The organism is Pseudonocardia sp. GCM10023141 (assembly GCF_042653605.1).
Genome location: NZ_JBHSIR010000030.1, coordinates 207,813 through 233,434, shown reverse-complemented (window position 1 = coordinate 233,434; position 25,622 = coordinate 207,813). Strand labels below are relative to the sequence as shown.

The following is a 25,622-nucleotide window of genomic DNA, read 5'->3' as shown; positions in this document are numbered from 1 at the left end:
TCTCATTCGTCCAAGACACACCCGCGGGGTCCGCGCGACGATCACCGCATGACGATGACCCGAACCGCCGTCCCCACCGTCTGGCCCACGCTGCTCTACCGCGACGCCCGCGCCGCACTGACCTTCCTGGTCGACGTCTTCGGCTTCACCGAGCGCGTGGTCCACGCCGACGGCGACGCGGTGCACCACGCCGAGTTGCTGATGACGACACCCGAGGGCGGCGTCGCGGGCGGGATCATGCTGGGCTCCGCCACGCCGGAGGGCACCCCGGACTGCGACACCGACGGCGCCCGCGCCGGCTCGGGGTCGGTGCACGTCGTGGTCACCGACCCCGACGAGCGCTACGCCCGCGCCGTCGCCGCCGGTACCACGATCGTGCGCGAGATCGAGGACACCGACTACGGCAGCCGCCAGTTCGTGGCGAAGGACCCCGAGGGCAACGTGTGGAGCTTCGGCACCTGGTACGAGTGACCGCTCAGAAGATCGAGTACCCGCCGTCGACCACGATGCTGTCGCCCGTCTGGTACCCACCGGCGCCGCTGGCCAGGTAGACCGCCAGCGGTCCGAACTCGGCCGGTAGGCCCCAGCGCCGCATCGGCACCCGGCGCTTGACCACCTTCTGGAAGCCCTCGGTCGCCAGCGTCGGGGCCGCCAGCGGGGTCTCGACCCAGCCGGGCAGCACCGAGTGAGCGGTGATCTCGTAGCGCGCCAGCTCCACGGCGCAACCGCGGATCATCGCGATCAGCGCGGCCTTGGTGGCTGCGTAGGCCTGGTTGTGGGGAGCGCCCTCGATCGCCGAGACGCTCGATGTGCCCACCAGCACGCCACCGCCCCCGCGCTCGACCATGTGCGCCGCGGCGGCCCGCAACGTCAGGAACGCCCCGTCGAGGTTGACGCGCGTGATCCGCCGGAAGTCGGCGAGCGTCGTGTCGATGAACGCCGTGCCGCTGCCGCCCACCCCGGAGTTGGCGAAGCAGGAGTCGACCCGGCCGAAGTGCTCGAGCGTCTCGGCCATCGCCGCCGTCACCGCGGCCTCGTCACCGACGTCGCAGGTCACGGCATGGATGCGGGTGCCGTGGCGCGCCAGCTCGGCGACCGCGTCGGCGTTGCGCACCGGGTTGGTGCCCCAGATGCAGACGTCCGCGCCGTGCTCGACCAACCCACCCGCCATCCCGAGCCCGATGCCGGAGTTGCCGCCGGTGACCAGTGCGACGTGACCGGTCAGGTCGAACAGGGTCATGCGAGCTCCTCCAGTCGAGCGGGCGGGCCGGGTACCGCGACGGTCACGGGACCGCCCACTCCCCCGTGTACGTGGCGTCGGTCTTCGCCAGGAACGCCTCGAAGGCGACCCTCGTGTCGGCCGTGGCGAAGTTGATCGACTGCGCCCGGGCCTCACTGGCGAGCGCGTCGCGCAGCGTCCGGTCGGCGCCCTCGTTGAGCAGCGCCTTGCTCTGCGCGACCGCCACCGGGGGCAAGGCGGCCAGCCGCGCCGTCAGGTCGTCGACGAAGGCGTCGATCTCGCCGGGCTCCACCACCCAGGTGACCAGCCCGAGCTCCCTCGCTTCCGCCGCACCGATCATCTCGGCGAGCAGGGCGAGCCGCTTGGCCTGCTGCAGCCCGACCAGCTTGGGGAGCAACCAGGAACCGCCGAAGTCCAGCGACAGCGCGCGCCTGGCGAAGATCTGGGAGAACCGCGCGTCCGGGGTGGCGACGACGAGGTCGCAGCCCAGCGCGAGGTTCCAGCCGGCGCCGACGGCCACCCCGGTGACCTTCGCGATCGTCGGGACCGGCAGCTCGTGGAGCGTCAACGCGATGTCGTTGATCCCGTGCATGCGCCGCAGCGGGTGACCGCCACGGGTGCCCCCGGACAGGTCGGCGCCCGCACAGAAGGCCCCGCCCGCGCCGGTGAGCACGAGTGCGCGGAGATCGGCGTCGCGACGGGCATCGACGAGCGCTTGGCCGAGTGCCTCCCACAGCTCCCCGTCGAGGGCGTTCTTGCGGTCGGGGCGGTTCAACGTCAACGTCAGGACGTCGTCGACCCTGCTGGTGAGGAGAACGGTCACCAGTCCTGTCTATTGTACGATCGTTAAGTTCGTCAACAGGGAGGGTCTCATGCGGCTCGGGCTGACACTGCCGTTCGGCGATGTGCCGCTCCCCGAGCACCGCCCGCTGCTGCGCGAGCTGGTGGCCGCGGGCTACCGCGACATCGCGACGGGCGAGTCGAACGGCAACGACGCGCACCTGCCGCTCGCGCTGTTCGCAGGCTGGGAGCCGGGGATCACGCTGAACCCGTTCGTGGCCTCGGCGTTCACCCGCGGGCCCGGGATCATGGCGATGACGGCGGCGACGCTTGCCGAGATCGCGCCGGGTCGCGTGCGGTTCGGCATCGGTGCCGGCTCGGACGTCATCGTCACCGGCTGGAACGGCGTGCCCTTCGACCGGCCGTACCGGAAGGTGGCCGACACGCTGCGGTTCCTGCGCGAGGTACTCGCGGGCGGCCGGGCCACCGACCGCGAGACGGTGCACGCCGAGGGGTTCGTGCTCACCCGTCCACCCGCCACGCCGCCTGCGCTCGTCGTGGCGGCCCTCGGCCCTCGGATGCAGCGGCTCGCCGCGGCCGAGGCCGACGGTGTGATCCTGAACTTCCTCGGCGCCGGCGACATCGCACAGGTGCGCGAGCACGCCGACTTGCCCCGGCTGGTGGAGGGGCCGTTCGAGGTCGGTTGCCGGATCTTCGTGATGCCCGGAGAGGGCCCGGCCGCTGAGCTGGCCGCGCGCCGCCTGCTCGCCGGCTACCTGACCGTGCCCGTCTACGCACGGTTCCAGGAGTGGCTCGGCCGCGGCGCGGCACTCGCGCCGATGCAGCGGGCGTGGGCCGACGGCGACCGCAGGGGCGCCGTCCGGGCCATTCCCGACGACGTGCTGCGCGAGATCGTGCTGTTCGGCACCGCGCAGGAGTGCGCGAAGCAGGTGCGGGAGTACGCCGCTGCGGGCGTCGACGCGGCCACGCTGTCGGTACTGCCGTCGGCCGAACCCGGTTCGCCCGCCGAGCGGGTGCGGTTCCTCATCGAACTGGCCGCGGCGGTCGCGGCATGACCGATGACGCCATCCCCCGCGGCCTCGGCGGGGAGGCGATCGCAGCGGCGGCGCGGGAGGTGTTCGCGGAGCGCGGCTACCACGGGGCGTCGATCCGCGACATCGCCAAGCGTGCCGGGCTGAGCCTCTCGGCGATGTACTACTGGCACGCCAGCAAGCAGGACCTGCTGGCCGCCATGCTCACCGCCGGGCACCACGAGTACCTCGAGGCCTGCACCGCCGCGCTCGACGCGGCCGGGCCGGACCCCGCCGATCGGCTCGTCGCGCTCGTCCGCGCCACCGTCTCCTACCGGGTGCGGCGACGCGTCGAGAGCCTCATCGCGGCGCAGGAGTGGCGCAACCTCGACCCGGTGCACGCCGAGCCACTGGTGGCGTCGCGGCAGGCGCTGACGCGGCTGTGGGCGCGGATCGTGGAGGAGGGGGTGCGGGCGGGCGCGTTCGACTGCCCCCATCCCGAGGATGCCCGGCGCTCCATCCAGGCCGCGTGCAACGCGATCTCGCAGTGGTACGACCCGGCAGGCGACGTCAGCGAGCCGGAACTGGAGCAGCGCTACGCCGACATCGCGCTGCGGATCGTGGAGCACCGGGGCGGGTAGCTCCTCCCGCCCCGCGTTGCGGGAAAGTGGCTGTCAGGAGAATCCCCATCCGAACGCGGCCTACCAGCGGGACCCACCGGGAAGCGCACCCGACGCCCCCGCGCTGCGATGCAAGAGCCCACCGCCGCGCCGGGCGAGTGATCAACGCCCACAGGTTCCGGTTCGATCATGAGCCAGTACGCGCTCGGCGGCGAACGCGCTGATCAACGCCCACTGGCTCATGGTCAACACCGAACCAGTGGGCGTTGATCACCCGCACCACAGCGCCGTCCCGAGGACCGCGGGATGCGGCTCGTCCGCGCCGGGTGACTGTTGTGCCCTCCTGTTGATCTGCCGGCCGGGCGACACCACACCTCACCCCGGGTACCGGAGGTACTTGGGGTTCGCCACCGCCAGCCGGTCGGTCACCGCCTCCCGCACCACGGCCCGCAGCGTCGGATCGTCGTGGGCCAGCTCCCCCGACCGGATGGCCGCGCACAGCCCAGCCTGGTCGGCGTACCCCAGCGCCGCCAGCCGTTCCCGGTGTCTCCGCTCCTGCTCGGGCCCCAGCCGCAGCTCCCGCTCCACCCCGTCGAGCGCGTTCGCCGAGACGCGCCCGAGGAACCCGAGCCGTGCGTCGGCCCCGGGCTGGACCTCCGACCGCAGGAACGCCGCCACGGCCGCCACCAGCTCGCCGGCACTGGGATGGCCGTGCAGGTCCGAGTGCGGTGCCGCGACCGGGGCGGGCACCGGGCCGGCCGGCTCCCCCAGCGCCAGCAGCAGGTCGTGCTCCTGCTCGCAGACCCGCCGCCCGATCGCGGCGAGCTCCACCGAGCTGGTCTCCCCCGACAGGTGCCGCTCCGCCATCTCCCGGCACCCGAGCGCCCACCACGTGGTGCGGTGCACGAGCCACCAGTGCACCGCGGACTCGGCGGGGCGCTGCCCGGCCACCTCGGCATAGCCGTCGAGCAGCTGCGTGACCGTGCCGAAGCCGCCGACCGGTAGCGCCGTGCCGAACCGCCACGCCTTGACGCACACCCAGCCGAGGTCCTCGCGGGGGTCGCCGCGGTGCGCCAGCTCCCAGTCGAGGACGGCGCGGATCCCCCGCTCGTCGACGATGAGGTTGCCGTTGCGGAAGTCGCCGTGCACCAGCGCGGCGGGCACGGGCTCGGGCCGGTTCTGGTCGAGCCACCGCAGCGCGATCTCGACGGTCGGCAGCGGCTCGCCCACCTCGTCGGCGGTCTGCCGCAGCTGCTCGACGGGGTCCCCCGACGGCAGCCCCGGCACCGCGGTGAGCGGCACGGAATGGATGCGGGCCAGCGTGCGGCCCATCTCGGCGGCCAGCCCGGCCCGAGCCGCCGCGTAGCGCTCCTCGCGCAGCAGCTTGCGTGCGATCGTCTCGCCGTCGACGTGCTCGGTGATCAGGTACGGGGTGTCGAACACGCCGTGGTCGACCAGCCGCGGTACCGGCACGCCCGCGGCGGCCGCCGCCGTGATGGCGGCCGCCTCCAGCGCCATCCCGCCCGGGCGGACGGCGTCGGCCGGATCCTGGCGCAGCACCAGCCGCCGTGTGGTCGCACCCGTGACCGCCTCGAACGCCCACGTCTCCTGGCTGGCGCCACCGGTGAGCCGATGCAGCCCTTCCACGCCGACGGGCTCGCCGAGCAACGCGGCGAGTCGCCCCGCCAGGCGCTCGGCGAGCTCCGTCATCGCACCTTCCGCGGCCCGGCGAAACCGAACAGGTAGCCCGCGACCTTGCGCATCTGGATCTCCTCGGCCCCCTCGGTGATCCGGTAGCGCCGATGGTGGCGGTAGATGTGCTCGAACGGCGTGTGCCGCGTGTACCCGAGGCCGCCGTGCACCTGCATCGCCCGGTCGGCCGCCTCGCAGACGAAGCGGTTGGCGCGGTAGTTGCACATCGAGACCTTGTCGCTGATCTCCATGTGCGGCACCCGGTCGAGCTCCCACGCCGTCTTGCGCACGAGCCCGCGCAGCATCTCGGCCTCGGTCTGCAGCTCGACCAGCGGCCACTGGATGGCCTGGCGCGACGCCAGCGGCTGCCCGAACGTCACCCGCTCGCGGGCGTAGGCGACGCTGCGGTCGATGCAGTACTGACCGGCCCCGACCCCGGACGCGGCCTGCCGGATCCGGTTCTCGTGCACGAACGTCTGCGCCACCGCGAGCCCCTCACCCTCGGCCCCGAAGATCGCCGAGTCCGGCACGCGGACGTCGCTGATCGTCACCTCGGCGTGGTCGGTGGGCATGTTGAACGTCCACCAGTGGAAGTCCACGGAGAACCCCGGCGCATCGGTCGGCACGAAGAACGCCGTGATCCCCCGCGCGCTGCCCGCCGCTCCCGAGGTGCGGGCGAACACGACGTCGTGGGTGGCCGCGTGCATGCCGGAGTTGAAGCGCTTGGCACCGTTGAGGATCCAGTCGCCGCCGTCGCGGACGCCGGTGGTCTCCATCCAGGTGGCGTCGCTGCCGTGCTCGGGTTCGGTGAGGCCGAAGCCGATGCGGGCCTCGCGGCGCAGCATCGGGGCGAGGAACTCCTCGTGCTGCGCGGGCGTCCCGAACTCCAGCAGCATGTGGACGAACGGGAAGTTGCCGACGACCGACGACTCGTTCTGCAGGTCGTTGTGCAGGCCGAGGCCCCGGTGCGCCAGGTGCTCGCGGATCACCGCCATGTCCAGGTTGGAGCCGCCCGCGCCGCCGACCGACTCCGGCAGGCCGTAGCGCAGCCAGCCGGCGGCGTCGGCGCGGCGGAACATCTCGCCGAGCAGCTCCTCCCACTCCCGGCGGGGCACGCCGCCGCCCTCGAAGTCGGTGCGCGCCCACTCCCGGCGATGGTCGAAGAACCGCTCGTTGTCGTCCTGCTGCTGCAGCGGCACGATCTCGCGCTCGATGAAGGCGTCGAGGTCGGCGAGGCGTCGGACGAGGTCGCTCGGGAGGTCGAAGTCCACGTCTGTTTACTTAACACTCGTTCAACTAGGGTGACAAACATGTCCGTGGACGATGCCCAGCGTGTGACCGTCATCGTGACCGACGGGATCGCCGACGTGCGGCTCTCCCGCCCCGAGAAGCGCAACGCGATCGATCCCGCGATGTTCGCCGCGCTGGTCACGACGGGTGAGCAGCTCAAGACGGATCCGACGGTCCGCGTGGTGGTGCTCTCGGGAGCGGGCCCGGACTTCTGCGCCGGGCTGGACTTCGGCTCGTTCCAGGCGATGCGGGAGGGCGGCCGGCTCTCGGCATCGGTGCAGCTCCCCGACACCGACGGCCCGGCGAAGGCCACCGGACAGCGCGCCGCGCACGTCTGGGCCGAGTTGGCCGTCCCTGTGATCGCGGCGGTGCGCGGCAATGCGCTCGGCGGCGGCCTGCAGATCGCGCTCGGCGCCGACATCCGCATCGTCGCGCCCGACGCCCGCATGTCGGTCCTGGAGATCAAGTGGGGCCTGATCCCGGACATGACCGGCTCCCAGCTGCTGCCCGAGCTCGTCGGCCGCGACGTCGCGAAGGAGCTGACGCTCACCGGCCGCATGGTGAGCGGCACCGAGGCCGTCGCGATCGGGCTGGCCACGAAGCTGGCCGACGACCCGCTCGCCGCCGCGCTGGAGATGGCCACGCAGATCGCGGGCCGCAGCCCACACGCCGTGCGCGCCGCGAAACGGCTGCTCGACATGGCCGGCCGCGTGGATCTGACCACGGGCTTCGCCGCCGAGCAGGTGGAGATCGGTGCGCTGATCGGCAGCCCCAACCAGGTGGAGGCCATCACCGCGGGCTTCGAGAAGCGCGCGCCGAAGTTCGCCGACTAGCCGAGTCGATCAGCCGCGTCGATCAGCCGCGTCGATCAGCCGAACAGGCGCCGCTTCGGGCCCTTCAGCTCCATCGATCCCCACCGCACCCGGCCGGTGATCAGGAAGTGCGGGGTGCCCTCGCGCGGCGGGTTCTTCCGGTGGTCCTCGATGCTGCCGACGGTGACCTCGATCCCGTCGATCGAGGCGCTCGCCCCCTCCGGCAGCCGCATCTCCACGGACCCACCGCCGATGTCGAGCTCGATCTCGACGACCGGGTGCACGATGTGCGCCTCGGTGAAGTCGAGCTCCGCCGAGCCCATCCGGCGGCGCAGCACGAGCTTGCGCGGCACCTCCCACCGGCCTTTGCGTTTGACCGACGAGAAGTCGCCGCGCAGCTCGACGGTGTCCGACGGTGCCGGCCCGCCCTGGTTCTTGAGCACGGCGATGTCGGCCACCAGCACGTTGACGTCGCGGCGGGTGACCGCCTGCACGGCACGGCCGGAACGCTCGCCGTACTCCTCGACGTCGAGCATCCCGAGGTCGAGTGCCCGCTGCAGCAGGTCGAGCACGTGCTGGCGCTCGGCGTGGGAGATCCGCAGGTCCGCAGGATCGATCGGCTCACTCATCCCCTCATCATCCCGTGGCAAGCACGCCCTGGATGTCCAGGACGATCTGGATCGTGGAGCCCACCACCGGGACACCACGGCCGAGCATCTGCTGCCAGTTGACGGTGAAGTGCTCGCGGTGCAGCTCGGTGGTGGCCGTGCAGCCTGCACGCATGCCGTTCCACTCCTGCATGCCCAGGTAGGTGGTGTCGAGCTGGACGTCGCTGGTCATGCCGTGCAACGTCAGCTCGCCGTCGATCAGCCACCGGTTGCCGCCGGTCCGCGCGAACTTGTGACTGACGAACCGCAGGTGCGGGAACCGGGCGGCGTCGAGGAAGTCGGCGGAGCGCAGGTGCTCATCGCGCTTGGCGCTGTTGGTGTGCACGCTGGCGGCGTCGATGACGACCTCGACGTTGGAGTCCTCGAACGGCTCGGCGATCTGGATCCGCCCGGCGAACTGGCGGAACTCGCCGTACACGCGCGACATCGCGATGTGGCGGGCGACGAACCGGATCGCCGAGTGGTCGGGGTCGATCTCGTAGAGCCCGGCGGTCGGGACGGTCAGCGAATCGTCCCTGATCATCGTCAGCTGGCCGAGCGGGTTGTGCGAGCCCCACTCGACCTCGACCCGGTCGTGCAGGCTCTGGTACCCGCCCGCCTCGACGCGGAGCCGGAAGTCGCCCGGCACCACCGCGGCGGCGAAGAACCCGAAGATGTCGGTGTCGGAGCGCGCCACCCGCCTGCTGCCCCGGTCGAAGATCGACACCTCGGCGCCGGCGAGCGGCTTGCCGTCCTCGTCACGCAGCTCACCGCTCAACAACCCGCCCGTCAGCGGGATCGGCACCATCGCCCGCCGCCCGCCGGCCACCCCACGCGCCTCGACCCGGCGCCGCTTGCTCCAGAACATGGTGACCACTGTGACACGCGGCGTGATCGCTCACGACCGTCCACCTGTGGGAATGCCCACAGATATCACCGTGAGTAGCGGATCAGTCGTCCTCGTCGTCGTCCGGAGCGGGTCCGTCGCCACCTCGGATGAGCCACAGCACGCTCTCCAGCTCGTCCGGTTTGATGAGGACGTCGCGGGCCTTCGAACCCTCCGACGGACCCACGATGTTGCGCGATTCCAGCAGGTCCATGAGCCGCCCGGCCTTCGCGAACCCGACGCGCAGCTTGCGCTGCAGCATCGACGTGGAGCCGAACTGCGACGTGACGATCAGCTCGGCGGCCTGCAGCAGGACGTCGAGGTCGTCGCCGATCTCGGGGTCGACCTCCTTCGCCTCACCGGCCTTCTGAACGGTCACGCCTTCCAGATAGGTCGGCTCGGCCTGGTCCTTGCTGAACTTGACCACGGCGGAGATCTCGTCGTCGTCGACGAACGCTCCTTGCATGCGGACGGGCTTGCTCGCGCCCATCGGCAGGTACAGCGCGTCGCCCATACCGATGAGCTTCTCGGCGCCGGGCTGGTCGAGGATGACCCGCGAGTCGGTGAGCGACGACGTCGCGAACGCCAGCCGCGACGGCACGTTCGTCTTGATCAGGCCGGTGACGACGTCGACGGACGGGCGCTGCGTCGCGAGCACCAGGTGGATTCCGGCGGCCCGGGCCTTCTGCGTGATCCGCACGACCGCGTCCTCGACGTCGCGCGGGGCGGTCATCATGAGGTCGGCCAGCTCGTCGACGATGCACAGGATGTACGGGTAGGGCCGGTACTCGCGCTCGCTGCCCAGCGGTGCGGTGATCTCCCCGGTGCGTACCTTGCGGTTGAACTCGTCGACGTGGCGCACCTTGTTGACCTGCATGTCCTGGTAGCGCTGCTCCATCTCCTCCACCAGCCACGACAGCGCCGACGCCGCCTTCTTGGGCTGCGTGATGATGGGCGTGATCAGGTGCGGGATGCCCTCGTAGGGCGTGAGCTCCACCATCTTGGGGTCGATGAGGATCATCCGGACCTCGTCCGGCGTGGCCCGCGACAGCAGCGACACGAGCATCGAGTTGACGAAGCTCGACTTCCCGGAACCGGTGGAACCGGCCACGAGCAGGTGGGGCATCTTCGCGAGGTTGGCCGTGAGGAAGTGGCCCTCGATGTCCTTGCCGAGCCCGACGACGAGCGGGTGCTGCTCGGCGCGGGCGGTGCCCGAGCGCAGCACGTCGCCCAGGCGCACCATTTCCCGGTCGGTGTTGGGCACCTCGATGCCGACGGCCGACTTGCCCGGGATCGGCGCCAGGATGCGGACGTTGTCGGTGGCCACGGCGTAGGAGATGTTCTTGGTCAGCTGGGTGATCTTCTCGACCTTCACGGCCGGGCCCAGCTCGATCTCGTAGCGCGTGACCGTCGGGCCGCGCGTGAAGCCGGTGACCTGCGCGTCGATGGCGAACTGCTCCAGCACGCCGGTGATCCGCTCGATCATCGCGTCGTTGGCGCTGCTGCGCGTCTTGGGCACGGGGCCGGTGGGCAGCAGGTCGCTCGGCGGCAGCTTGTAGACGGTGCCGTCCGACGGTGCGACGGTCAGCCGCAGCTGCTCCCCCACCGCGCCGTCGGGCTCCGGCTCGACCGCGGGCGGGGTCGCCGGGATGGCGGCGGGGGACTTGCGGGCCTTGGGCAGCGCCGTCGGCAGCGCGGGCGGCGCCTCGATGGCCGGGGCGTCGATGACGGTGGGCTCATCGAGCAGCGAGTCGTCCTTGTAGACGTCGGCCACGCGCGAGGACTGGCGCCGGCGCGACGGGCGGCGCAGCGGGGCCGCCTCGGCCTCGTCGATCGGGTCCACCGCGGCATCGGCATCCGTCTCGTCGGTGGGCTCCTCCTCGACGGCGCGGCCGAGCAGCCGCCGCACGCGGTTGGGGACCTGCCGCACCGGGGTGCCGGTGAGCACGAGGAACGCGAAGGCGGAGAGCAGCAGCAGCACCGGCACCGCGACCCACGCCGTGAGCCCGGTGGCCAGTGGCGTGGCGGCGAGGTACCCGAGGGCACCACCCCCGACGTTCCACTGCGACGGGTCGTCGGGGCGTCCGGAGATCAGGTGCACCAGACCGAGCACGCCGAGCGCGAACAGCAGCGATCCCACCGCGATGCGCGGGCGCGAGTCCGGGTTCGGCTTGGTGGCCATCAGCAGTCCGCCTGCCAGCGCCAGCAGCACCGGCAGGACCACCGCTCCGTGCCCGACGATGTAGGACAGCGCCGTGGACACCCACTGGCCGACGGGGCCGCCCGCCCCGAACCAGATACCGGCGGCGCTGATGACCGCGAGCACGAGCAGGGCCACGCCCAGCCCGTCGCGGCGGTGAGCCGGGTCGAGCTCGCGGGTGCGCCCGACGGCGCGGCCCATCGACTTGCCCAGCTTGGCGACGCCGCGGCCGACGCCGTCGATGCCGCGGTCGATCATGTCGGGACCCTTGCTGGGCGGCGGCTTGCGCGCTGCCGGGCGGCGTGTGGTGCCGGTGCTCTTGCGCCGTGGCGCGGGCTTCCGGCCACCCGCGGCGCTGTTGCTGGTGATGCTGCTCGACGATCGCGCCGCGGCGCTCCTGCTACCGCCTGCCGTCGTCCGTCCCGCCATGGGTCCACGGTATCGGGAACGGCCCCCCGATCCGGTGACCGACGCACCCGCTCCGCATCACACGACGGCCACAGCTGCCGGCTCCTGGATCACCGCCCAGCTCATTCCGGCAGGAAGATCCCCTGGTCAGCGGCATACTCCTCGAAGATCTCCAGCCGCTGTTGGGCCGCGGCGCCCGCAGCGTCGGCCATGGCCTCCAGCAGCGCCACCGACAGCGACATGACCGCGGCGTGCGAGTCGAACACGAGCTCGCCGGCCACGCCGGCGCTGAGCACGTCGTCGGCGTCGGCGGTGAGGGCCGACACCGGCTTGTCGGTCAGCAGTACGGTGTGCAGGCCCAGGTCACGGGCCTGCAGCAGGGCAGCACGGGCCTCGCAAGGGTACCGCGGGAGGGCGAAGAGCAGCACCGTGGCGGCCCCGCAGCGCTGCGCGTGCCGCAGCCGGTCGCCCAGCACGCTCCCGCCGGCGTCGAGCACGCGGACGTCGGGATGGATCTTCGCCGCCAGGTAGCCGAACAGGGCGGCCAGCGGGCCCGACACCCGGAAACCCATCACCACCAGCGGCTCGGACGCCACGAGCCGGCGGCCGGCGGCGGCGAGCGCAGTGTCGTCGGCGAGCCGGGTGCGCAACGCGGCGAGGTTGCCCGCGTCGCGGTCGATGGCCCGCTGGAACTTGTTGCGCTCGGCCGAGGCGCCTGCCGCCGGCTCGGCCGTGCGCAGGTGCTTGCGGAACCGGGGGTACCCGTCGAACCCGAGCAGCGCGACGAACCGCGTCACCGACGGTTGGCTCACCTCGGCACGCTCGGCGAGCTCGGAGATCGTGAGGTACGCCGCGTCGGCGCGGTGGGCGACCAGGTAGGCGGCGATCCGCCGTTGCGCAGGGGTGAACCGGTGGTCGCCGAACAGCTGCTGGAGCGACTGTTGCGGTCCTGTTTCCACCCTTGCCACCTCGAGGAATGAAGAGTTTCATTCAGCTTCGAGAGTGAATAGATACTTGTCAAGAGGGGGCCATGACCGACAGCAGCCGGATCCGGATCGTCGGCAGCGACCTGAGCTGCAGCGATGTGGTGCGCGTCGCGCGACGCAGCGCCTCGGTCGAGCTCGACGACGACGCCGTGCAGCGCGCCGGGAAGGCGTACGAGATCGCCGTCGACACCGGCGCGAAGCGCGCCGTCTACGGCCGCACCACCGGCGTCGGGGCCAACCGTCACGCCGTCATCGATCCCGACTCGGCCGATCAGCACGGCCTGCGGCTGCTGCGCAGCCACGCGGGCGGCACCGGCGAGCCGCTGCCCGACAGCCTCGTGCGCGCCACGCTGGTGATCCGGCTCAACCAGCTCGCCGCCGCCGGCAGCGGCGTCCACCCGCGGCTGATGCAGGCGCTGGAGGTGGCACTGCGGGTCGGGGCGGTGCCGCTGGTGCACTCCCGTGGCGCGATCGGCACCGGCGACCTCTCCGCGCTCGCCGAGATCGCACTCACCCTCGGCGGGCAACGACCGTGGGCCGTCGGCTCGCTCGACCCGGTGGCGATCAGCCCCGGTGACGCGCTCGCGTTCATCTCGAGCAACGCCGCCACGCTGGCCCAGGCCCTGTTCGCCTGGCACGACGTGCGGCGCCTGCTCACCGCGAGCCAGGTGGTGGCGGCACTGTCGTTCACCGCGCTCGGCGGATCCCCGGAGGCCTACTCGGAACGGGTGCACGCGGCGCGGCCGCACCCCGGCTCGATGCGGTGCGCGGCCGAGATGCGCCGGCTGCTCCCGTCCGGCGCCGACCTGCCCGTCGGCAGGCGCCTGCAGGATCCGTTCGGACTCCGGGCTTTCCCCCAGGTCCACGGGCCGGCGATGGATGCGGTCGACGCGCTGGAGCGCGTGCTCTCGATCGACATCAACGCGGCAGCGGAGAACCCGTTGATCGACATCGACACCGAGGAGGTCTACCACCACGGCCAGTTCTCCACGGCGTACCTCGCGCTGACGCTCGACCACCTGCGCGCCGCGCTGCACCACGTCGCCGAGCTCTCGGCCGCGCGCCTGTCCGACCTCGTCGAGCCCGACCTCACCGGGCTCTCGCCGTTCCTCGCCGCGGGGCCGCCGGGCAGCTCCGGGATCATGATCCTCGAGTACGTGGCGCACGACGCGCTCGGCGAGCTGCGCCACAACGCCTCCCCCGTCACGCTCGGCACCGCGGTGATCTCCCGCGGCCTGGAGGACCACGCCAGCTTCTCCACGCACGCCGCGCGCAGCACCCGGGCCGCCGCCGACGCCTACCGCACGGTGATCGCCTGCGAGCTGCTCGGCGCGGTGCGGGCACTGCGGCTGGCCGGCGCCGAGATCCCCCCGGCGCCGGTGGCCGACGCGTTCCGGCTAGCGGCCGGCCGGCTGCCGATGGTGGAGGCCGACCACCCCCTCAGCGACGAGGTGGCCGAGGCCGAGCGGCTGGTGGACAGCCTGGCGGCGTTCTGAACGACCGCGCCGACCCCGTAGCCACCGCGCCAACGTCCTGACGTCGGCGCCGTGGCCAACAGATTGGCGCCGTGGGCATCCGGTTGCGCCGTGGCGACGGGGTTGGCGCCGTGGGCGTCCGGCGACCGCGCCAACCCCGTGGCCACCGCGCCAACGTCCAGACGTCGGCGCGGTGGCCAACAGGTTGGCGCGGTGGCGGGCACCCTGCCCGCGCGACCGCCCCGCCGACCTTCAGCGGTACTGCTTGAGCACCACCCACGTGGTGGTGCGGATCGTCTCGCGCCAGCCCTGGATGCGGTCCAGCACCACGTCCAGCTCCTCCGCGCTCGGCGCCGAGACCAGCAGGATCAGGTCGTACTCGCCGGCAACCGTCTCGATCCCGGTGACACCGGGCAGCCCGTCGAGGCGCCGGACGTACCCCGCGACGTCGGTGGTGCGGATGACCAGCCCCACCCGCGCCCGGTGCGCCGCCGCCACACCGGGGAGCTCCACCTCGGCGTGGTAGCCGCGGATCACGCCGTCGCGTTCGAGCCGTTGCACGCGCGCCAGCACCGCCGTGCGGGAGAGCCCGATGCTGCGCCCCAGCTCGGCCATCGCGGCCCGGCCGTCCTTGGTCAAGAGGGCCAGCAGCCTGCGGTCCAGGTCGTCGATCTGACGATCCGTCGGCGTCACGAACGACATGGTGGCAGTTCGCCGGTGAACACCGACGGTCGGCATCGTGCGCCGTTCGGATCGCGTCAAGACACTTGACGGTATGGAAACCACGGTCGCTCCGGGCGCGGTGCACGACACCCTCCGCCGGCACATGCTCGTCGATGGTTTCGATCTCGTGCTGGACACCGAGGCCAGCCGCGGATCCTGGATCGTCGACGCCAGGGACGGGACCCGTCACCTGGATCTGTTCAGCTTCTTCGCCTCCGCCCCGCTGGGGATGAACCACCCGGCGCTCACCGAGGATGCGGCGTTCATGGCGCGCCTGGCGGAGGTCGCGGTCAACAAGCCGTCGAACTCCGACATCTACACCACCCACATGGCGGAGTTCGTGGCCACGTTCGAGCGCGTGCTCGGCGACCCGGCCCTGCCCTACCTGTTCCTCGTCGAGGGTGGGGCGCTGGCCGTCGAGAACGCGCTGAAGACGGCGTTCGACTGGAAGCGGCGCCACAACGCGCTGCACGGGCGGCCCGCCGACAAGGGCACGAAGGTGCTGCACCTGCGCAAGGCCTTCCACGGGCGCAGCGGCTACACGATGTCGCTCACCAACACCGACCCGACGAAGACGGCGCTGTTCCCGACGTTCGACTGGCCGCGCATCGACGTCCCCGCGATCCGGTTCCCCCTCGACAAGCACCTGGCCGATGCCGAGGCCGCCGAGGCGCGGGCGCTGGGGCAGGCGCGCGCGGCGTTCGCGGCGAACCCGCACGACATCGCCTGCTTCATCGCCGAGCCCATCCAGGGCGAGGGCGGCGACAACCACCTGCGGCCGGAGTTCCTGCAGGCCATGCAGGCGTTGTGCGTCGAGAACGATGCCCTCTTCGTGCTCGACGAGGTGCAGACCGGCGCGGGCATGACCGGCACCGCGTGGGCGTACCAGCAGCTCGGCGTCAACCCCGACATCGTGGCGTTCGGCAAGAAGATCCAGGTCTGCGGGATCATGGCGGGTGGGCGCCTCGACGAGGTGCCCGACAACGTGTTCAAGGTGTCGTCGCGGATCAACTCGACGTGGGGTGGCAACCTCACCGACATGGTGCGCTCGCAGCGCAACCTGGAGGTGATCGAGTCCGAGGCGCTCATCGAGCGGGCGGCCCTGCTGGGCAAGCGACTGCTCGACGACCTGCGCGCCATCGACGGCATCGACAACGCCCGGGGCCGCGGCCTGTTCGTCGCGTTCGACCTGCCCACGGCCGACCTCCGCAACGCCGTCGTCAAGCGCATGCACGCGGCGGGTGTGCTCGTGCTCCCCGGCGGGGAGCGTTCGATCCGGCTGCGGCCGGCACTGACCATCGGCGAGGACGAGCTGGAGCTCGCACTCGCCTCGATCGCGAAGGCGGTTCGCGCGTGACGCGCACGATCGGTTCCCACGTCGGCGGCAAGTGGCGCGAGGAAGGGGGCACCCGACTCGCCTCGATCGACCCCGCGACCGGCGAGACCCTCGCGGAGGCCGCGCTCGGCACGGCCGCCGACCTCGTCGAGGCGTGCCGCGTGGCCCGCGACGCACAGCGCGGCTGGGCGGCCACCCCTGCTCCCGTGCGCGGGCGCGTGATCGAGCGCATCGGCCGGCTCGTCGAGGCCAACAAGGAGGCACTGTCGGCGCTGGTCACGCGGGAGATCGGCAAGCCGCTCGCCGAGGCCCGCGGCGAGGTGCAGGAGGTCATCGACACCTGCTCGTTCTTCGCCGGTGAGGGCCGCAGGCTCTACGGCCAGACGGTGCCGAGCGAGATGTCGGACAAGCAGCTGTTCACATTCCGCGTGCCGGTGGGGGTGACGGTGATCGTCACGGCCGGCAACTTCCCGGTGGCCGTGCCGTCCTGGTACCTGGTGCCGGCTCTGCTGTGCGGCAACGCCGCGGTGTGGAAGCCCGCCGAGTACACGCCGGCGATCGCGGAGGCGTTCACCGAGCTGTTCGTGCGGGGCGGGCTGCCCGACGGCGTGCTCAACACGGTGCTCACCGACGGGCCCGCGACGTTCGAGGGGTTGTCGGCGGCGCTCGACGCGAGGCTCGTCGACAAGATCGGGTTCACCGGGTCGTCGGCGGTCGGGGTCCGCATCGGTGAGCTCGCCGGCCGGCACCTGCAGAACCCGTGCCTCGAGCTCGGCGGCAAGAACCCGCTGGTCGTCATGCCCGACGCCGATCTCGACCTGGCCGTGGAGGGGGCGCTGTTCTCCGGGTTCGGCACGGCCGGGCAGCGCTGCACGTCGATGGGGACGGCGATCGTGCACGCGTCGATCCACGACGAGTTCCTCGCGCGCCTGGACGCGCGGCTGCGGGCGTCGACGATCGGGGACCCCACCGGCGAGGTGCTCTACGGGCCGATGATCTCCGACCGGTTCCTCGCGAACTTCGAACGTCACCTCGACCTCGTGCAGCCCCACCACACGCTGCACGGCTCCACCGGCACCGGCCGGATCACGGCCGACAACCCGCGCGAGGGGTTCACCGGCGACGCGGCGAACGGCATCTACGCCCACCCGACGATCGTCGACGGCGTCCGGCTCGATGACGCGATCGCCAACACCGAGACGTTCGGGCCGATCGTCGGGGTGGCCTCGTTCGAGACGTTCGACGAGGCGATCGCGCTGGCCAACGGGCACGGCTACGGGCTGTCGGCGGCGATCTACACGTCGACGCCGGTGCACGCGTTCCGCTTCCGCGAGCAGGTGAGCGCGGGGATGGTCAGCGTCAACAACTCGACGAGTGGCGCCGAGGCGCACCTGCCCTTCGGCGGCAACGGGCGCTCGGGCAACGGCAGCCGCCAGTCCGGCATCTGGGTGCTGGACCAGTTCACCCGGTGGCAGTCGATGAACTGGGACTTCGCCGGCAAGCTGCAGAAGGCGCAGATGGACACCGCCGACCTCCCCGCAGACATGGAGTTCCGCCTCCCCTAACTCCCCACCACACCGTCGAGAACGACGTTGTCATGATCAAAAGGGCCATTCGATCATGGCAATGTCGTTCTCGACGGTCAGGAGGCGAAGCGGGCCAGGCGCTCGGTCAGCCGGCGCTGGACCCTGGCGACCGTGAGCTGCGGTTCCTGCAGAACCTGCTCATCGGTGAACCGCATCGTGTACCAGTCGAGGTCGTCCACTCGCAGGTCGCGACGACGGTCGTGGCGGCCGCGCAGCTCGTCGGTGAAGTGTTCCTTGCCGTCGTACTCGAGTGCCAGGCGCGCCTGGGGGTACGCGATGTCGATGAGAGCGAACCGCACGCCGTTGCTGTCCCGTAGCGGGTATTGGAGAACCGGCTCGGGCAGTCCCGCGAAATGGAGGAGGAGCCGCATGCGCGTCTCCATGACCGATCCGGACAACGGATTCGCCAGCTTGATCGCCTCGTAGAGACGTCGGCAGCCTCGAGTGCCCGGCGCACAGGAGTTCCGCAGCATCGCGGGATCGAACTTGCCGACGCGGGCCAACGCATCGATCGCGGCGACCGCATCGACCAGCGGCAATCGTCGACCGAGGTCGCGCGCGGTGCGAAACGCGGTGGTGACCCGCATCCCTTTGATGTCGACGACGTCCTCGGGCGGGAGTACCGCCTGCCGGACGACGAGCCCACGGCGCTTGCGGATCTCGCCCCTCGGGACGATCAGCTCGGCGGCAGCGTTCGGCGGATGGCAGCCGGCTTCGTGCAAGGCAGCTGCCGAGAACCCACCCAGCGCTCCGTCCGCCGGGCAGAGCAGGTGAGCCGCCCGGGATCGGACGACGAGATCCTGCTCTGTGCCTGCCCTGATGAAGACGTCGCGGAAGACCGACTCGTAGAGATCGCCCTGCAGGGCGGCAGCAGTGATCAGGCCGGCGTCCACCGCCGCCGAACCGACAAAGGGTCCATCGAGCATGCGTCAAGGGTCCCGGACGTCCCCGTTTCCCGTGGCGTTTCCGTCGAGAACGACGTTGCCATGATCGAATGAGCCTTTTGATCATGGCAACGTCGTTCTCGACGGGCTTGCAGAGCTACAGGCGCGCCCACGCCTCCGTCAGCACCCCGCGCAGGATCTGCTCGATCTCGTCGAACTCCGCCACATCGGCCACCAGCGGCGGGGCCAGCTGGATCACCGGGTCGCCCCGGTCGTCGGCACGGCAGTACAACCCCGCCTCCAGCAGCGCACCGGACAGGAAGCCGCGCAGGAGCCGCTCCGACTCCTCGGCGGTGAAGGTCTCCTTCGTGGCCTTGTCCTTCACCATCTCGATGCCGAAGAAGAATCCCTCACCCCGGACGTCGCCGACGATGGGCAGGTCGCGCAGCTTCTCCAGCGTCGCCCGGAACACCGGCGACTGCTTGCGGACGTGCTCGCCCAGCCCCTCGCGCTCCATGATGTCGAGGTTGGCCATCGCGACGGCCGCCGAGACCGGGTGCCCGCCGAACGTGTAGCCGTGCAGGAAGGTGTTGGTGCCGTTCTTGAACGGCTCGAACACGCGCTCGCTCGCGATCATCGCCCCGATCGGCGAATAGCCCGACGTCATGCCCTTCGCGCAGGTGATGATGTCGGGCGTGTACCCGAGCTCGGAGCACGCGAACGTGCCACCGACCCGCCCGAACGCGCAGATCACCTCGTCGGAGACGAGCAGCACGTCGTAGGTGTCGCAGATCTCGCGCAGTCGCTCGAAGTACCCGGGCGGTGGCGGGAAGCAGCCGCCCGCGTTCTGGACGGGCTCGACGAACACGGCCGCCACCGAGTCGGGCCCCTCGGTCAGTATCGCCTCCTCGACGCGGTCGGCCGCCCAGCGGCCGAACGCCTTGAGGTCGCCGCCGAGGTGGTCGGGAGCCCGGTAGGCGTTGGTGTTGGGCACCTTGAACGCGCCGGGCACGAGCGGCTCGTACGCCATCTTCATGTCGGCGATGCCGGTGATCGACAGCGCGCCGTGCGGCGTGCCGTGGTACGCCGTGGCGCGGCTGATCACCTTGTGCTTGGTGGGCTTGCCGGTGAGCTTGAAGTACTGCTTCGCCAGCTTCCACGCGCTCTCGACGGCCTCGCCGCCGCCGGTGGTGAAGAAGACGCGGTCGAGGTCGCCGGGAGTGGCCGCCGCGAGCCGCTCGGCCAGGTCGATCGCCGAGGGGTGGGCGTAGGACCAGATCGGGAAGAAGGCGAGCTGCTCGGCCTGCTTGGCCGCCACCTCGGCGAGCTCGCGGCGCCCGTGGCCGGCCTGCACGACGAAGAGCCCGGCGAGCCCGTCGAGGTAGCCGTGGCCCTGGGAGTCCCAGATCCGGCAGCCGTCGCCGCGCACCATGATCGGCACTCTGGCGCCCTGCTCGTAGGTGGAGTGCCGGGTGAAGTGCATCCACAGGTGGTCGCGGGCGGCCTCGGCGCGGTCGGTGCCGAGAGGTGTGGTCATCTGGTCCCCCGTCGTCGTCCCCGTCACAACCTCAAGGGTAGAGGGAATCCGCCGCAGGTGAATAGATTTTACACGAAATCAGTTGACGGTCCCCCGGTTGGCTCTCGAAAGGGTATGTGGCAGGCCCTACTCTCCCTCCAACGCACGCACGTCCGTCCGCTGAGCCGGGAGGCACTGTTGACCACAGAGGCAGCTAGGGATGCGAACGGGCCGGCGGGATCGGCTCCCGGTTCCAAGGGACTGAAGGGCAACGCGCTGGGCCTGGTCTCCAGCGTGGTGATCGGCCTGTCGTCCACCGCCCCCGCCTACAGCCTGGCCGCCAGCCTCGGACTGGTGGTGGTGCTGGCCGGGGACAAGTCACCCGGGATCATGGTACTGGCGTTCATCCCCATGTACCTCATCGCGGTGGCCTACCGCGAGCTCAACAAGGCCGAACCCGACTGCGGCACCACGTTCACGTGGGCCGGCCGCGCGTTCGGGCCGTGGGTGGGCTGGCTCGGCGGCTGGGGCATCATCGCCGCCGACGTGATCGTCATGGCGAACCTCGCCCAGATCGCCGGCTCCTACACGTTCCAGCTGTTCGGGGCGGAGGACCTCGCAGGAGACAAGCTGTGGTCCACCGTGGCTGGTGTCGTCTGGATCGTCCTGATGACCTACATCTGCTACCGCGGCATCGAGGTCTCGGCCCGCCTGCAGTACGCGCTGCTGGGCATCGAGCTCGCCGTGCTCGCTGCGTTCGCGATCGTCGCGTTCGTGAAGGTGTACTCCGGCAACGCGCCCGACACGGCCACGATCCCGAGCCTGGCCTGGTTGTGGCCCAGCGGCATGAGCGTCACCGACATCGTCGACGCCGTGCTGATCGCCGTGTTCCTCTACTGGGGCTGGGACACCGCTGTGGCCTGCAACGAGGAGTCCGACGACCCGGGCCGCACGCCCGGCCGCGCCGCCGTGATCTCGACGCTGCTCCTGGTGGCGACGAACGTGCTGGTCACCGCCGCCGCGGTGGCGTTCGCCGGCACCGGCACCACCGGCATCGGCCTGGGCAACCCCGACAACGCCAGCGACATCTTCGCCGCCATCGGTCCGGCCATCTTCGGCGACAGCGGCTTCGGCAAGGTCTTCTCGATACTGCTGATCATCTCGGTGCTGACCTCGTCGGCGGCCTGCACGCAGACCACGATCCTGCCCACGGCCCGCGCCGCGCTGTCGATGGGTGCCTACCGGGCCATCCCGACGCGGTTCGCGAACATCCACCCGCGCTACCTCACGCCCAGTTACGCGACGTGGGCGATGGGGATCGTGTCGATCATCTTCTACGTCGGCCTGACGTTCCTGAGCTCCAACGTCCTGTCCGACTCGATCGCGGCCGTGGGGCTGCTCATCGCCTTCTACTACGGGCTCACCGGTTTCGCCTGCGTCTGGTACTACCGCCACCACCTGCGGGGCAAGGACCTGTGGACGAAGGGCGTGCTGCCCGGGCTCGGCGCGCTGCTGCTGCTCGGCGCGTTCATCATCTCGGCCAAGAACTACCTGACGGCCGAGACCGACACGGTGTTCGGCAGCGGTGGGCTCGGCGTCTTCCTCATCGGCATCGGCTCGCTGGTGCTCGGCGGCGTCCTGATGGTGGGGTACAGCCGGGTGGCGCCGGCCTTCTTCCGGGGCGAGACGCTGACGCCGGGGCACCACGACCTGCTGCTGGGCCCGGAGGGCAGCGTGGCGAGGGTCGGGCTGCCCGACTCTGGCGACATGCCGACCGTCATCGCCCCGGACCTGTCGAACCTGCCGCCGGGTCAGAAGCCGTACGACCCGAGCTGAGGCCCCGCGCCCCGTTGCCGCCATGCGGGAGCGGGACGCTCGGCCGCGTTGCAGGAAAGCCACTTTCCTGCAACGTCGTTGCGGCAAAGTGGCTTTCCTGCCATCCAGAGATACCGGGGGATCAGACCGCGATCACCGTCGGCACGATCATGGGGCGGCGGCGGTAGGTCTCGCCCACCCACTTGCCCACGACCCGGCGCACCGACTGCGCGATGCGGTGGGGGTCGGTGATGCCCTCGATCTCCGTGCGCGACAGCTCGTCCTCCACCAGCGGGAGCACGGCGTCGAGCGCCTTGGGGTCGTCGGAGAACCCGCGACCCGAGATCGTGGGACGCGTGACGGCCCGACCGGACGTGGCCTCGATCGCCACGGTGATCGAGATGAAGCCGCCCTCGCCGAGCACGAGCCGATCGCCGAGCGTGCCCTCGCCGATGTCGCCGACCGACAGGCCGTCGACGTAGACGCGGCCCACCTCGACACGACCGGTGATGATGGCGCGGCCGTCGATGAGGTCGACGACGATGCCGTCCTCGGCCAGCACGACCGACTCCTCCGGCACCCCTGTCTTGACGGCCAGCGCGGCGTTGGCGCGCAGGTGGCGCCACTCGCCGTGCACCGGCATGACATTGCTCGGGCGCACCGCGTTGTAGAGGAACAGCAGCTCGCCGGCGGGCGAGTGACCCGAGACGTGCACCTTCGCCGTGCCGGAGTGCACCACCGACGCGCCGAGGCGCGTCAGGCCGTTGATCACGCCGAACACGGCCGTCTCGTTGCCCGGGATGAGCGAGCTGGCGAGGATGATCGTGTCCTCCTTGCGGATCTGCACCGAGCGGTGATCACCGCGGGCCATCCGCGCGAGGGCCGAGAGGGGCTCCCCCTGCGACCCCGTGGACACGTACACGAGCTGCGCGTCGGGGATGTCCGCGGCCGTGTCGAGGTCGACGAGCAGCCCCTCGGGCACGTTGAGGAAGCCCAGCTCCTCGGCGAGCCCCATGTTGCGCACCATGGAGCGACCGACGAGCACGACCTTGCGACGGTGCGCCGCCGCGGCGTCGAGCACCTGCTGGACGCGGTGCACGTGGCTGGCGAAGCAGGCCACGATGATGCGCGCGGGCGAGCGGCTGAACACGCCGTCGAGCACGGGGCCGATCTCGCGTTCGGCGATGACGAAGCCCGGGACGTCGGCGTTGGTGGAGTCGACGAGGAACAGGTCCACGCCCTCGTCACCGAGGCGGGAGAACCCGGCCAGGTCGGTGAGCCGCCCGTCGAGCGGGATCTGGTCGAGCTTGATGTCGCCGGTGTGCAGCACCATGCCGGCCGGGGTGCGGATGGCGACGGCGAGCGCGTCCGGGATGGAGTGGTTGACCGCGAAGTACTCGCAGTCCCACGGCCCGTGCTTCATGCGGGCGCCCTCGGCGACCTCGAGCATGTGCGGGGTGAGGCGGTGCTCCTTGCACTTGGCCGCCACGAGCGCGAGCGTGAACCGCGATCCGACGATCAGCAGCTCGGGACGCTGGCGCAGCAGGAACGGCACGGCACCGATGTGGTCCTCGTGGCCGTGGGTGAGCACGAGCGCGTCGATGTCGTCGAGGCGGTGCTCGATGGCCCGGAAGTCGGGCAGGATCAGGTCGACGCCCGGCGAGTCCTCCGCCGGGAACAGGACGCCGCAGTCGACGACGAGCAGCCGGCCCTCGTACTCGAAGACCGTCATGTTGCGGCCGATCTCGCCGATGCCGCCGAGCGCCACGATGCGCAGCGCGCCCTCGGGCAGCGCGGGGGGCGGACCGGTGGGCAGCGACGGGTCGGCCACCGGGGGCGGCGGCGTGTCGGGACGGCCCTGGTCGCGACGCGCGGAACGGGGCCTGCGGTCACGGCCGCGGTCGGACCGTGCGGGGGGACGGCTCATCGGTCGCCCCCGGGGATGGTGCTGGTGGAACGGGTGCACAAGGGCACGTGGATCTTCCTTACTGTGGAATGCGGCGTCTTCGGACGCCGAGGTGTGGAGGGGGCAGGATCACCGGTAGGCGACCTCCGCCCCGATGTCGGCTGTTGCCGGGGCGCCCAGTGCGCCGTGGCCGCGTACCGCGCGGCCGTGTGCTTCGGGGTCGAGCGCCACGCCGGCCGCGCCCAGGTCGGCCGCGATGGCCCGGACCTGGTCGTCGGTGGCCGGGGGCAGTGGCAGCCGGGTGCCGCCGACGTCGAGGCCGCGCAGGCGCAGGGCCGACTTCGCGAACACGGCACCGCCGACGCGACCCATCGCCCGGATCACCGGCAGCATCGTGACGTTGATCGCACGGGCGCGCTCGATCTCACCGGCCTCGTAGGCGTCGATGAGGGCGCGCAGCCGATCGGCGACGACATGCCCGATGACGCTGACGAATCCCACGGCACCGACCGAGAGCCACGGCAGGTTGACGGGGTCGTCGCCCGAGTAGTACGCCAGCGTGGTGGTGGCGATCACCTCGGTGCCGACGCGCAGGTCGTTGCGCGCGTCCTTGACGGCCACGATCCGCGGGTGCTCGGCCAGGCGCTGCAGCGTCTCGATCTCGATCGGGATGACGCTGCGCGGGGGGATGTCGTAGAGCATCACCGGCAGCTCGGTGGCATCGGCGATGGCGGTGAAATGCAGCACCAGGCCCGACTGCGGTGGGCGCGAGTAGTACGGGGTGACCAGCAACAACCCGTCGGCGCCTGCCTTCTCGGCCTCGCGCGCCAGATGGATGCTGTGTGCGGTGTCGTACGTGCCGGCACCGGCGACGACCGTGGCCCGGTCACCGACCGCCGAGATCACCGCCCGGATCAGCTCGGACTTCTCGGTGTCGGTGGTGGTGGGCCCCTCCCCCGTGGTGCCGTTCACCACCAGTCCGTCGTTGCCCTGGTCGACCAGGTGGCTGGCCAGCTCCTCGGCGCGGGCGAGGTCGAGACCGCCCTCGGCATCGAACGGTGTGACCATGGCGGTCAGCACCCGGCCGAACGGGCGGCCCGGTCGCATGTCAACAGGGGCGGGGCTCATGTGTTGACGGTACCGTCCCGACGGCTCGCTCAGATCCCCCGGGACGTGGCCTGGAGCTCGGCGAGGTCGGCGGGATCCCCCTCGAACGTCACCCGGATCTCGTCGCGCCCGAAGCCGTGCAGCAGCAGCTCGCTCGGCTCGCCGACCACCGTGACGCTGCCGGGACCGGTCTTCACCACCGCCTGCTCGCCCGACGGGCGGCGCAGGATCACCCCGACCGGGCTGTGGCGGTACATCATGCGACCGGAGCGGCCCACCAGCGCCCACACCTGTGCGTCGCGCTTGGGGTCGGCAGGTCGCGGCTCCCAGCCGGGCTCGCCGCGGCGCACATCCTCGTGGTGGACGAAGTGCTCGGCGCCGTTGGCCATCTCGTCGACCTTGCCCAGCCGGAACGGTGACCAGAGCGGCGCGCCCGCACGCCACTCGTCGACCAGCTCCGACCATGGCGTCTTCGCGTAGCCGCGCATCGCCCGCTCGGTGATGGGTGCGAGCGCCGGCACCAGTATCCCGCCCGAGGCCCACGGCTGGCGCTCCCGGACGAGCAGGTGGGCCAGCAGGTCCTGGGTGGTCCAGTCGCCGCAGAGCGTGGGCCGATCCGGGCCGACCTTGTCGAACGTGTCGGCCAGCGCAGCGCGCTCGTCGCTCGCGAGTGTCATACCTC

22 protein-coding genes are annotated in these 25,622 nt (G+C 71.3%); 8 read left to right on the top strand and 14 right to left on the bottom strand.

Annotation, left to right across the window (positions count from 1 at the left end; genetic code table 11):
• The first annotated feature begins 48 nt into the window (after nucleotides 1–48).
• Nucleotides 49–471, top strand: coding sequence for a VOC family protein (locus ACFPFQ_RS18890; protein WP_379620521.1), 423 nt, complete (start codon nucleotides 49–51; stop codon nucleotides 469–471).
• Nucleotides 472–475: 4 nt separating this feature from the next.
• Here the strand turns inward: ACFPFQ_RS18890 and ACFPFQ_RS18885 are convergent, their stop codons facing one another.
• Nucleotides 476–1,240, bottom strand: a complete 765-nt coding sequence (locus ACFPFQ_RS18885) for an SDR family NAD(P)-dependent oxidoreductase (protein ID WP_379620519.1) — start codon at nucleotides 1,238–1,240, stop codon at nucleotides 476–478.
• Nucleotides 1,241–1,283: 43 nt separating this feature from the next.
• Complete coding sequence (locus ACFPFQ_RS18880) at nucleotides 1,284–2,063, bottom strand: enoyl-CoA hydratase/isomerase family protein (RefSeq protein WP_379620517.1); 780 nt, start codon at nucleotides 2,061–2,063, stop codon at nucleotides 1,284–1,286.
• Nucleotides 2,064–2,112: 49 nt separating this feature from the next.
• Here ACFPFQ_RS18880 and ACFPFQ_RS18875 point away from each other — a divergent pair, with 49 nt between their 5' ends.
• Both ACFPFQ_RS18875 and ACFPFQ_RS18870 read left to right on the top strand, forming a co-directional pair.
• Nucleotides 2,113–3,096, top strand: a complete 984-nt coding sequence (locus tag ACFPFQ_RS18875) for an LLM class F420-dependent oxidoreductase (protein ID WP_379620515.1) — start codon at nucleotides 2,113–2,115, stop codon at nucleotides 3,094–3,096.
• The gene (locus ACFPFQ_RS18870) at nucleotides 3,093–3,692 is read left to right on the top strand and encodes a TetR/AcrR family transcriptional regulator (RefSeq protein WP_379620513.1); all 600 of its coding nucleotides are present in this window, start codon (nucleotides 3,093–3,095) and stop codon (nucleotides 3,690–3,692) included. The genes ACFPFQ_RS18875 and ACFPFQ_RS18870 overlap by 4 nt, the downstream gene beginning before the upstream one ends.
• A 354-nt stretch (nucleotides 3,693–4,046) precedes the next feature.
• Here ACFPFQ_RS18870 and ACFPFQ_RS18865 read toward each other — a convergent pair whose 3' ends face one another.
• Both ACFPFQ_RS18865 and ACFPFQ_RS18860 read right to left on the bottom strand, forming a co-directional pair.
• A complete protein-coding gene (locus tag ACFPFQ_RS18865; RefSeq protein ID WP_379620511.1) occupies nucleotides 4,047–5,381 on the bottom strand; it encodes a phosphotransferase family protein in 1,335 nt (444 codons plus the stop codon).
• Nucleotides 5,378–6,634 carry an acyl-CoA dehydrogenase family protein gene (locus tag ACFPFQ_RS18860; RefSeq protein WP_379620509.1) on the bottom strand — a complete coding sequence of 419 codons (1,257 nt, stop codon included), beginning with the start codon at nucleotides 6,632–6,634 and terminating at the stop codon, nucleotides 5,378–5,380. Before ACFPFQ_RS18860 ends, ACFPFQ_RS18865 begins: the two co-directional genes overlap by 4 nt.
• A 39-nt stretch (nucleotides 6,635–6,673) precedes the next feature.
• Between ACFPFQ_RS18860 and ACFPFQ_RS18855 the strand changes: the two genes are divergently transcribed.
• Nucleotides 6,674–7,486 carry a crotonase/enoyl-CoA hydratase family protein gene (locus ACFPFQ_RS18855; RefSeq protein ID WP_379620507.1) on the top strand — a complete coding sequence of 271 codons (813 nt, stop codon included), beginning with the start codon at nucleotides 6,674–6,676 and terminating at the stop codon, nucleotides 7,484–7,486.
• Nucleotides 7,487–7,521: 35 nt separating this feature from the next.
• Here the strand turns inward: ACFPFQ_RS18855 and ACFPFQ_RS18850 are convergent, their stop codons facing one another.
• The 4 genes from ACFPFQ_RS18850 to ACFPFQ_RS18835 all read right to left on the bottom strand — a co-directional run bounded on the left by ACFPFQ_RS18850 (nucleotide 7,522) and on the right by ACFPFQ_RS18835 (nucleotide 12,565).
• Nucleotides 7,522–8,094 carry a DUF1707 SHOCT-like domain-containing protein gene (locus tag ACFPFQ_RS18850; protein WP_379620505.1) on the bottom strand — a complete coding sequence of 191 codons (573 nt, stop codon included), beginning with the start codon at nucleotides 8,092–8,094 and terminating at the stop codon, nucleotides 7,522–7,524.
• Nucleotides 8,095–8,101: 7 nt separating this feature from the next.
• Entirely contained in the window at nucleotides 8,102–8,980 is an 879-nt protein-coding gene (locus ACFPFQ_RS18845) for a YceI family protein (RefSeq protein WP_379620503.1), read from the bottom strand.
• An 82-nt stretch (nucleotides 8,981–9,062) separates the two neighbouring features.
• Nucleotides 9,063–11,627: an FtsK/SpoIIIE family DNA translocase gene (locus tag ACFPFQ_RS18840; protein WP_379620501.1), complete on the bottom strand. Its 2,565-nt coding sequence runs from the start codon at nucleotides 11,625–11,627 to the stop codon at nucleotides 9,063–9,065.
• A 101-nt stretch (nucleotides 11,628–11,728) separates the two neighbouring features.
• On the bottom strand, nucleotides 11,729–12,565 hold the full coding sequence (locus ACFPFQ_RS18835; RefSeq protein WP_379620499.1) for a MurR/RpiR family transcriptional regulator: 837 nt from the start codon (nucleotides 12,563–12,565) through the stop codon (nucleotides 11,729–11,731).
• 71 nt (nucleotides 12,566–12,636) lie between these two features.
• On the opposite strand from ACFPFQ_RS18835, the gene ACFPFQ_RS18830 reads away from it, so the two are divergent.
• Entirely contained in the window at nucleotides 12,637–14,088 is a 1,452-nt protein-coding gene (locus ACFPFQ_RS18830) for an aromatic amino acid ammonia-lyase (RefSeq protein WP_379620497.1), read from the top strand.
• Between the two features lie 231 nt (nucleotides 14,089–14,319).
• Here the strand turns inward: ACFPFQ_RS18830 and ACFPFQ_RS18825 are convergent, their stop codons facing one another.
• Nucleotides 14,320–14,760 carry an Lrp/AsnC family transcriptional regulator gene (locus ACFPFQ_RS18825; RefSeq protein ID WP_379620495.1) on the bottom strand — a complete coding sequence of 147 codons (441 nt, stop codon included), beginning with the start codon at nucleotides 14,758–14,760 and terminating at the stop codon, nucleotides 14,320–14,322.
• 82 nt (nucleotides 14,761–14,842) lie between these two features.
• On the opposite strand from ACFPFQ_RS18825, the gene lat reads away from it, so the two are divergent.
• Both lat and ACFPFQ_RS18815 read left to right on the top strand, forming a co-directional pair.
• The gene (gene lat, locus ACFPFQ_RS18820) at nucleotides 14,843–16,147 is read left to right on the top strand and encodes an L-lysine 6-transaminase (RefSeq protein ID WP_379620493.1); all 1,305 of its coding nucleotides are present in this window, start codon (nucleotides 14,843–14,845) and stop codon (nucleotides 16,145–16,147) included.
• The gene (locus ACFPFQ_RS18815; protein ID WP_379620491.1) at nucleotides 16,144–17,691 is read left to right on the top strand and encodes an aldehyde dehydrogenase family protein; all 1,548 of its coding nucleotides are present in this window, start codon (nucleotides 16,144–16,146) and stop codon (nucleotides 17,689–17,691) included. Before lat ends, ACFPFQ_RS18815 begins: the two co-directional genes overlap by 4 nt.
• A 77-nt stretch (nucleotides 17,692–17,768) precedes the next feature.
• On the opposite strand, the gene ACFPFQ_RS18810 is transcribed toward ACFPFQ_RS18815, so the two are convergent.
• Both ACFPFQ_RS18810 and ACFPFQ_RS18805 read right to left on the bottom strand, forming a co-directional pair.
• Nucleotides 17,769–18,638, bottom strand: a complete 870-nt coding sequence (locus ACFPFQ_RS18810; protein ID WP_379620489.1) for a DUF559 domain-containing protein — start codon at nucleotides 18,636–18,638, stop codon at nucleotides 17,769–17,771.
• 115 nt (nucleotides 18,639–18,753) lie between these two features.
• The gene (locus ACFPFQ_RS18805) at nucleotides 18,754–20,133 is read right to left on the bottom strand and encodes an aspartate aminotransferase family protein (RefSeq protein WP_379620487.1); all 1,380 of its coding nucleotides are present in this window, start codon (nucleotides 20,131–20,133) and stop codon (nucleotides 18,754–18,756) included.
• Between the two features lie 177 nt (nucleotides 20,134–20,310).
• On the opposite strand from ACFPFQ_RS18805, the gene ACFPFQ_RS18800 reads away from it, so the two are divergent.
• A complete protein-coding gene (locus ACFPFQ_RS18800) occupies nucleotides 20,311–21,948 on the top strand; it encodes an APC family permease (RefSeq protein WP_379620485.1) in 1,638 nt (545 codons plus the stop codon).
• A 121-nt stretch (nucleotides 21,949–22,069) separates the two neighbouring features.
• Here the strand turns inward: ACFPFQ_RS18800 and ACFPFQ_RS18795 are convergent, their stop codons facing one another.
• From ACFPFQ_RS18795 to ACFPFQ_RS18785, 3 genes are all read right to left on the bottom strand, one after another.
• Complete coding sequence (locus ACFPFQ_RS18795) at nucleotides 22,070–23,854, bottom strand: ribonuclease J (RefSeq protein WP_379620483.1); 1,785 nt, start codon at nucleotides 23,852–23,854, stop codon at nucleotides 22,070–22,072.
• 108 nt (nucleotides 23,855–23,962) lie between these two features.
• Complete coding sequence (gene dapA, locus ACFPFQ_RS18790) at nucleotides 23,963–24,961, bottom strand: 4-hydroxy-tetrahydrodipicolinate synthase (RefSeq protein WP_379620481.1); 999 nt, start codon at nucleotides 24,959–24,961, stop codon at nucleotides 23,963–23,965.
• 29 nt (nucleotides 24,962–24,990) lie between these two features.
• Nucleotides 24,991–25,617 (bottom strand): TIGR03085 family metal-binding protein, encoded by a 627-nt coding sequence (locus ACFPFQ_RS18785; protein ID WP_379620479.1) that lies wholly within the window; start codon nucleotides 25,615–25,617, stop codon nucleotides 24,991–24,993.
• Nucleotides 25,618–25,622: the final 5 nt, after the last annotated feature.

What these genes read in the sequence shown, in the direction of transcription:
- ACFPFQ_RS18890 (WP_379620521.1), top strand. Translation starts at nt 49, where the DNA reads ATGACGATGACCCGAACCGCCGTCCCCACCGTCTGGCCCACGCTGCTC.
- ACFPFQ_RS18885 (WP_379620519.1), bottom strand. Translation starts at nt 1,240, where the DNA reads ATGACCCTGTTCGACCTGACCGGTCACGTCGCACTGGTCACCGGCGGC.
- ACFPFQ_RS18875 (WP_379620515.1), top strand. Translation starts at nt 2,113, where the DNA reads ATGCGGCTCGGGCTGACACTGCCGTTCGGCGATGTGCCGCTCCCCGAG.
- ACFPFQ_RS18870 (WP_379620513.1), top strand. Translation starts at nt 3,093, where the DNA reads ATGACCGATGACGCCATCCCCCGCGGCCTCGGCGGGGAGGCGATCGCA.
- ACFPFQ_RS18865 (WP_379620511.1), bottom strand. Translation starts at nt 5,381, where the DNA reads ATGACGGAGCTCGCCGAGCGCCTGGCGGGGCGACTCGCCGCGTTGCTC.
- ACFPFQ_RS18855 (WP_379620507.1), top strand. Translation starts at nt 6,674, where the DNA reads ATGTCCGTGGACGATGCCCAGCGTGTGACCGTCATCGTGACCGACGGG.
- ACFPFQ_RS18850 (WP_379620505.1), bottom strand. Translation starts at nt 8,094, where the DNA reads ATGAGTGAGCCGATCGATCCTGCGGACCTGCGGATCTCCCACGCCGAG.
- ACFPFQ_RS18845 (WP_379620503.1), bottom strand. Translation starts at nt 8,980, where the DNA reads ATGTTCTGGAGCAAGCGGCGCCGGGTCGAGGCGCGTGGGGTGGCCGGC.
- ACFPFQ_RS18840 (WP_379620501.1), bottom strand. Translation starts at nt 11,627, where the DNA reads ATGGCGGGACGGACGACGGCAGGCGGTAGCAGGAGCGCCGCGGCGCGA.
- ACFPFQ_RS18830 (WP_379620497.1), top strand. Translation starts at nt 12,637, where the DNA reads ATGACCGACAGCAGCCGGATCCGGATCGTCGGCAGCGACCTGAGCTGC.
- lat (WP_379620493.1), top strand. Translation starts at nt 14,843, where the DNA reads ATGGAAACCACGGTCGCTCCGGGCGCGGTGCACGACACCCTCCGCCGG.
- ACFPFQ_RS18810 (WP_379620489.1), bottom strand. Translation starts at nt 18,638, where the DNA reads ATGCTCGATGGACCCTTTGTCGGTTCGGCGGCGGTGGACGCCGGCCTG.
- ACFPFQ_RS18805 (WP_379620487.1), bottom strand. Translation starts at nt 20,133, where the DNA reads ATGACCACACCTCTCGGCACCGACCGCGCCGAGGCCGCCCGCGACCAC.
- ACFPFQ_RS18795 (WP_379620483.1), bottom strand. Translation starts at nt 23,854, where the DNA reads ATGAGCCGTCCCCCCGCACGGTCCGACCGCGGCCGTGACCGCAGGCCC.
- dapA (WP_379620481.1), bottom strand. Translation starts at nt 24,961, where the DNA reads ATGAGCCCCGCCCCTGTTGACATGCGACCGGGCCGCCCGTTCGGCCGG.
- ACFPFQ_RS18785 (WP_379620479.1), bottom strand. Translation starts at nt 25,617, where the DNA reads ATGACACTCGCGAGCGACGAGCGCGCTGCGCTGGCCGACACGTTCGAC.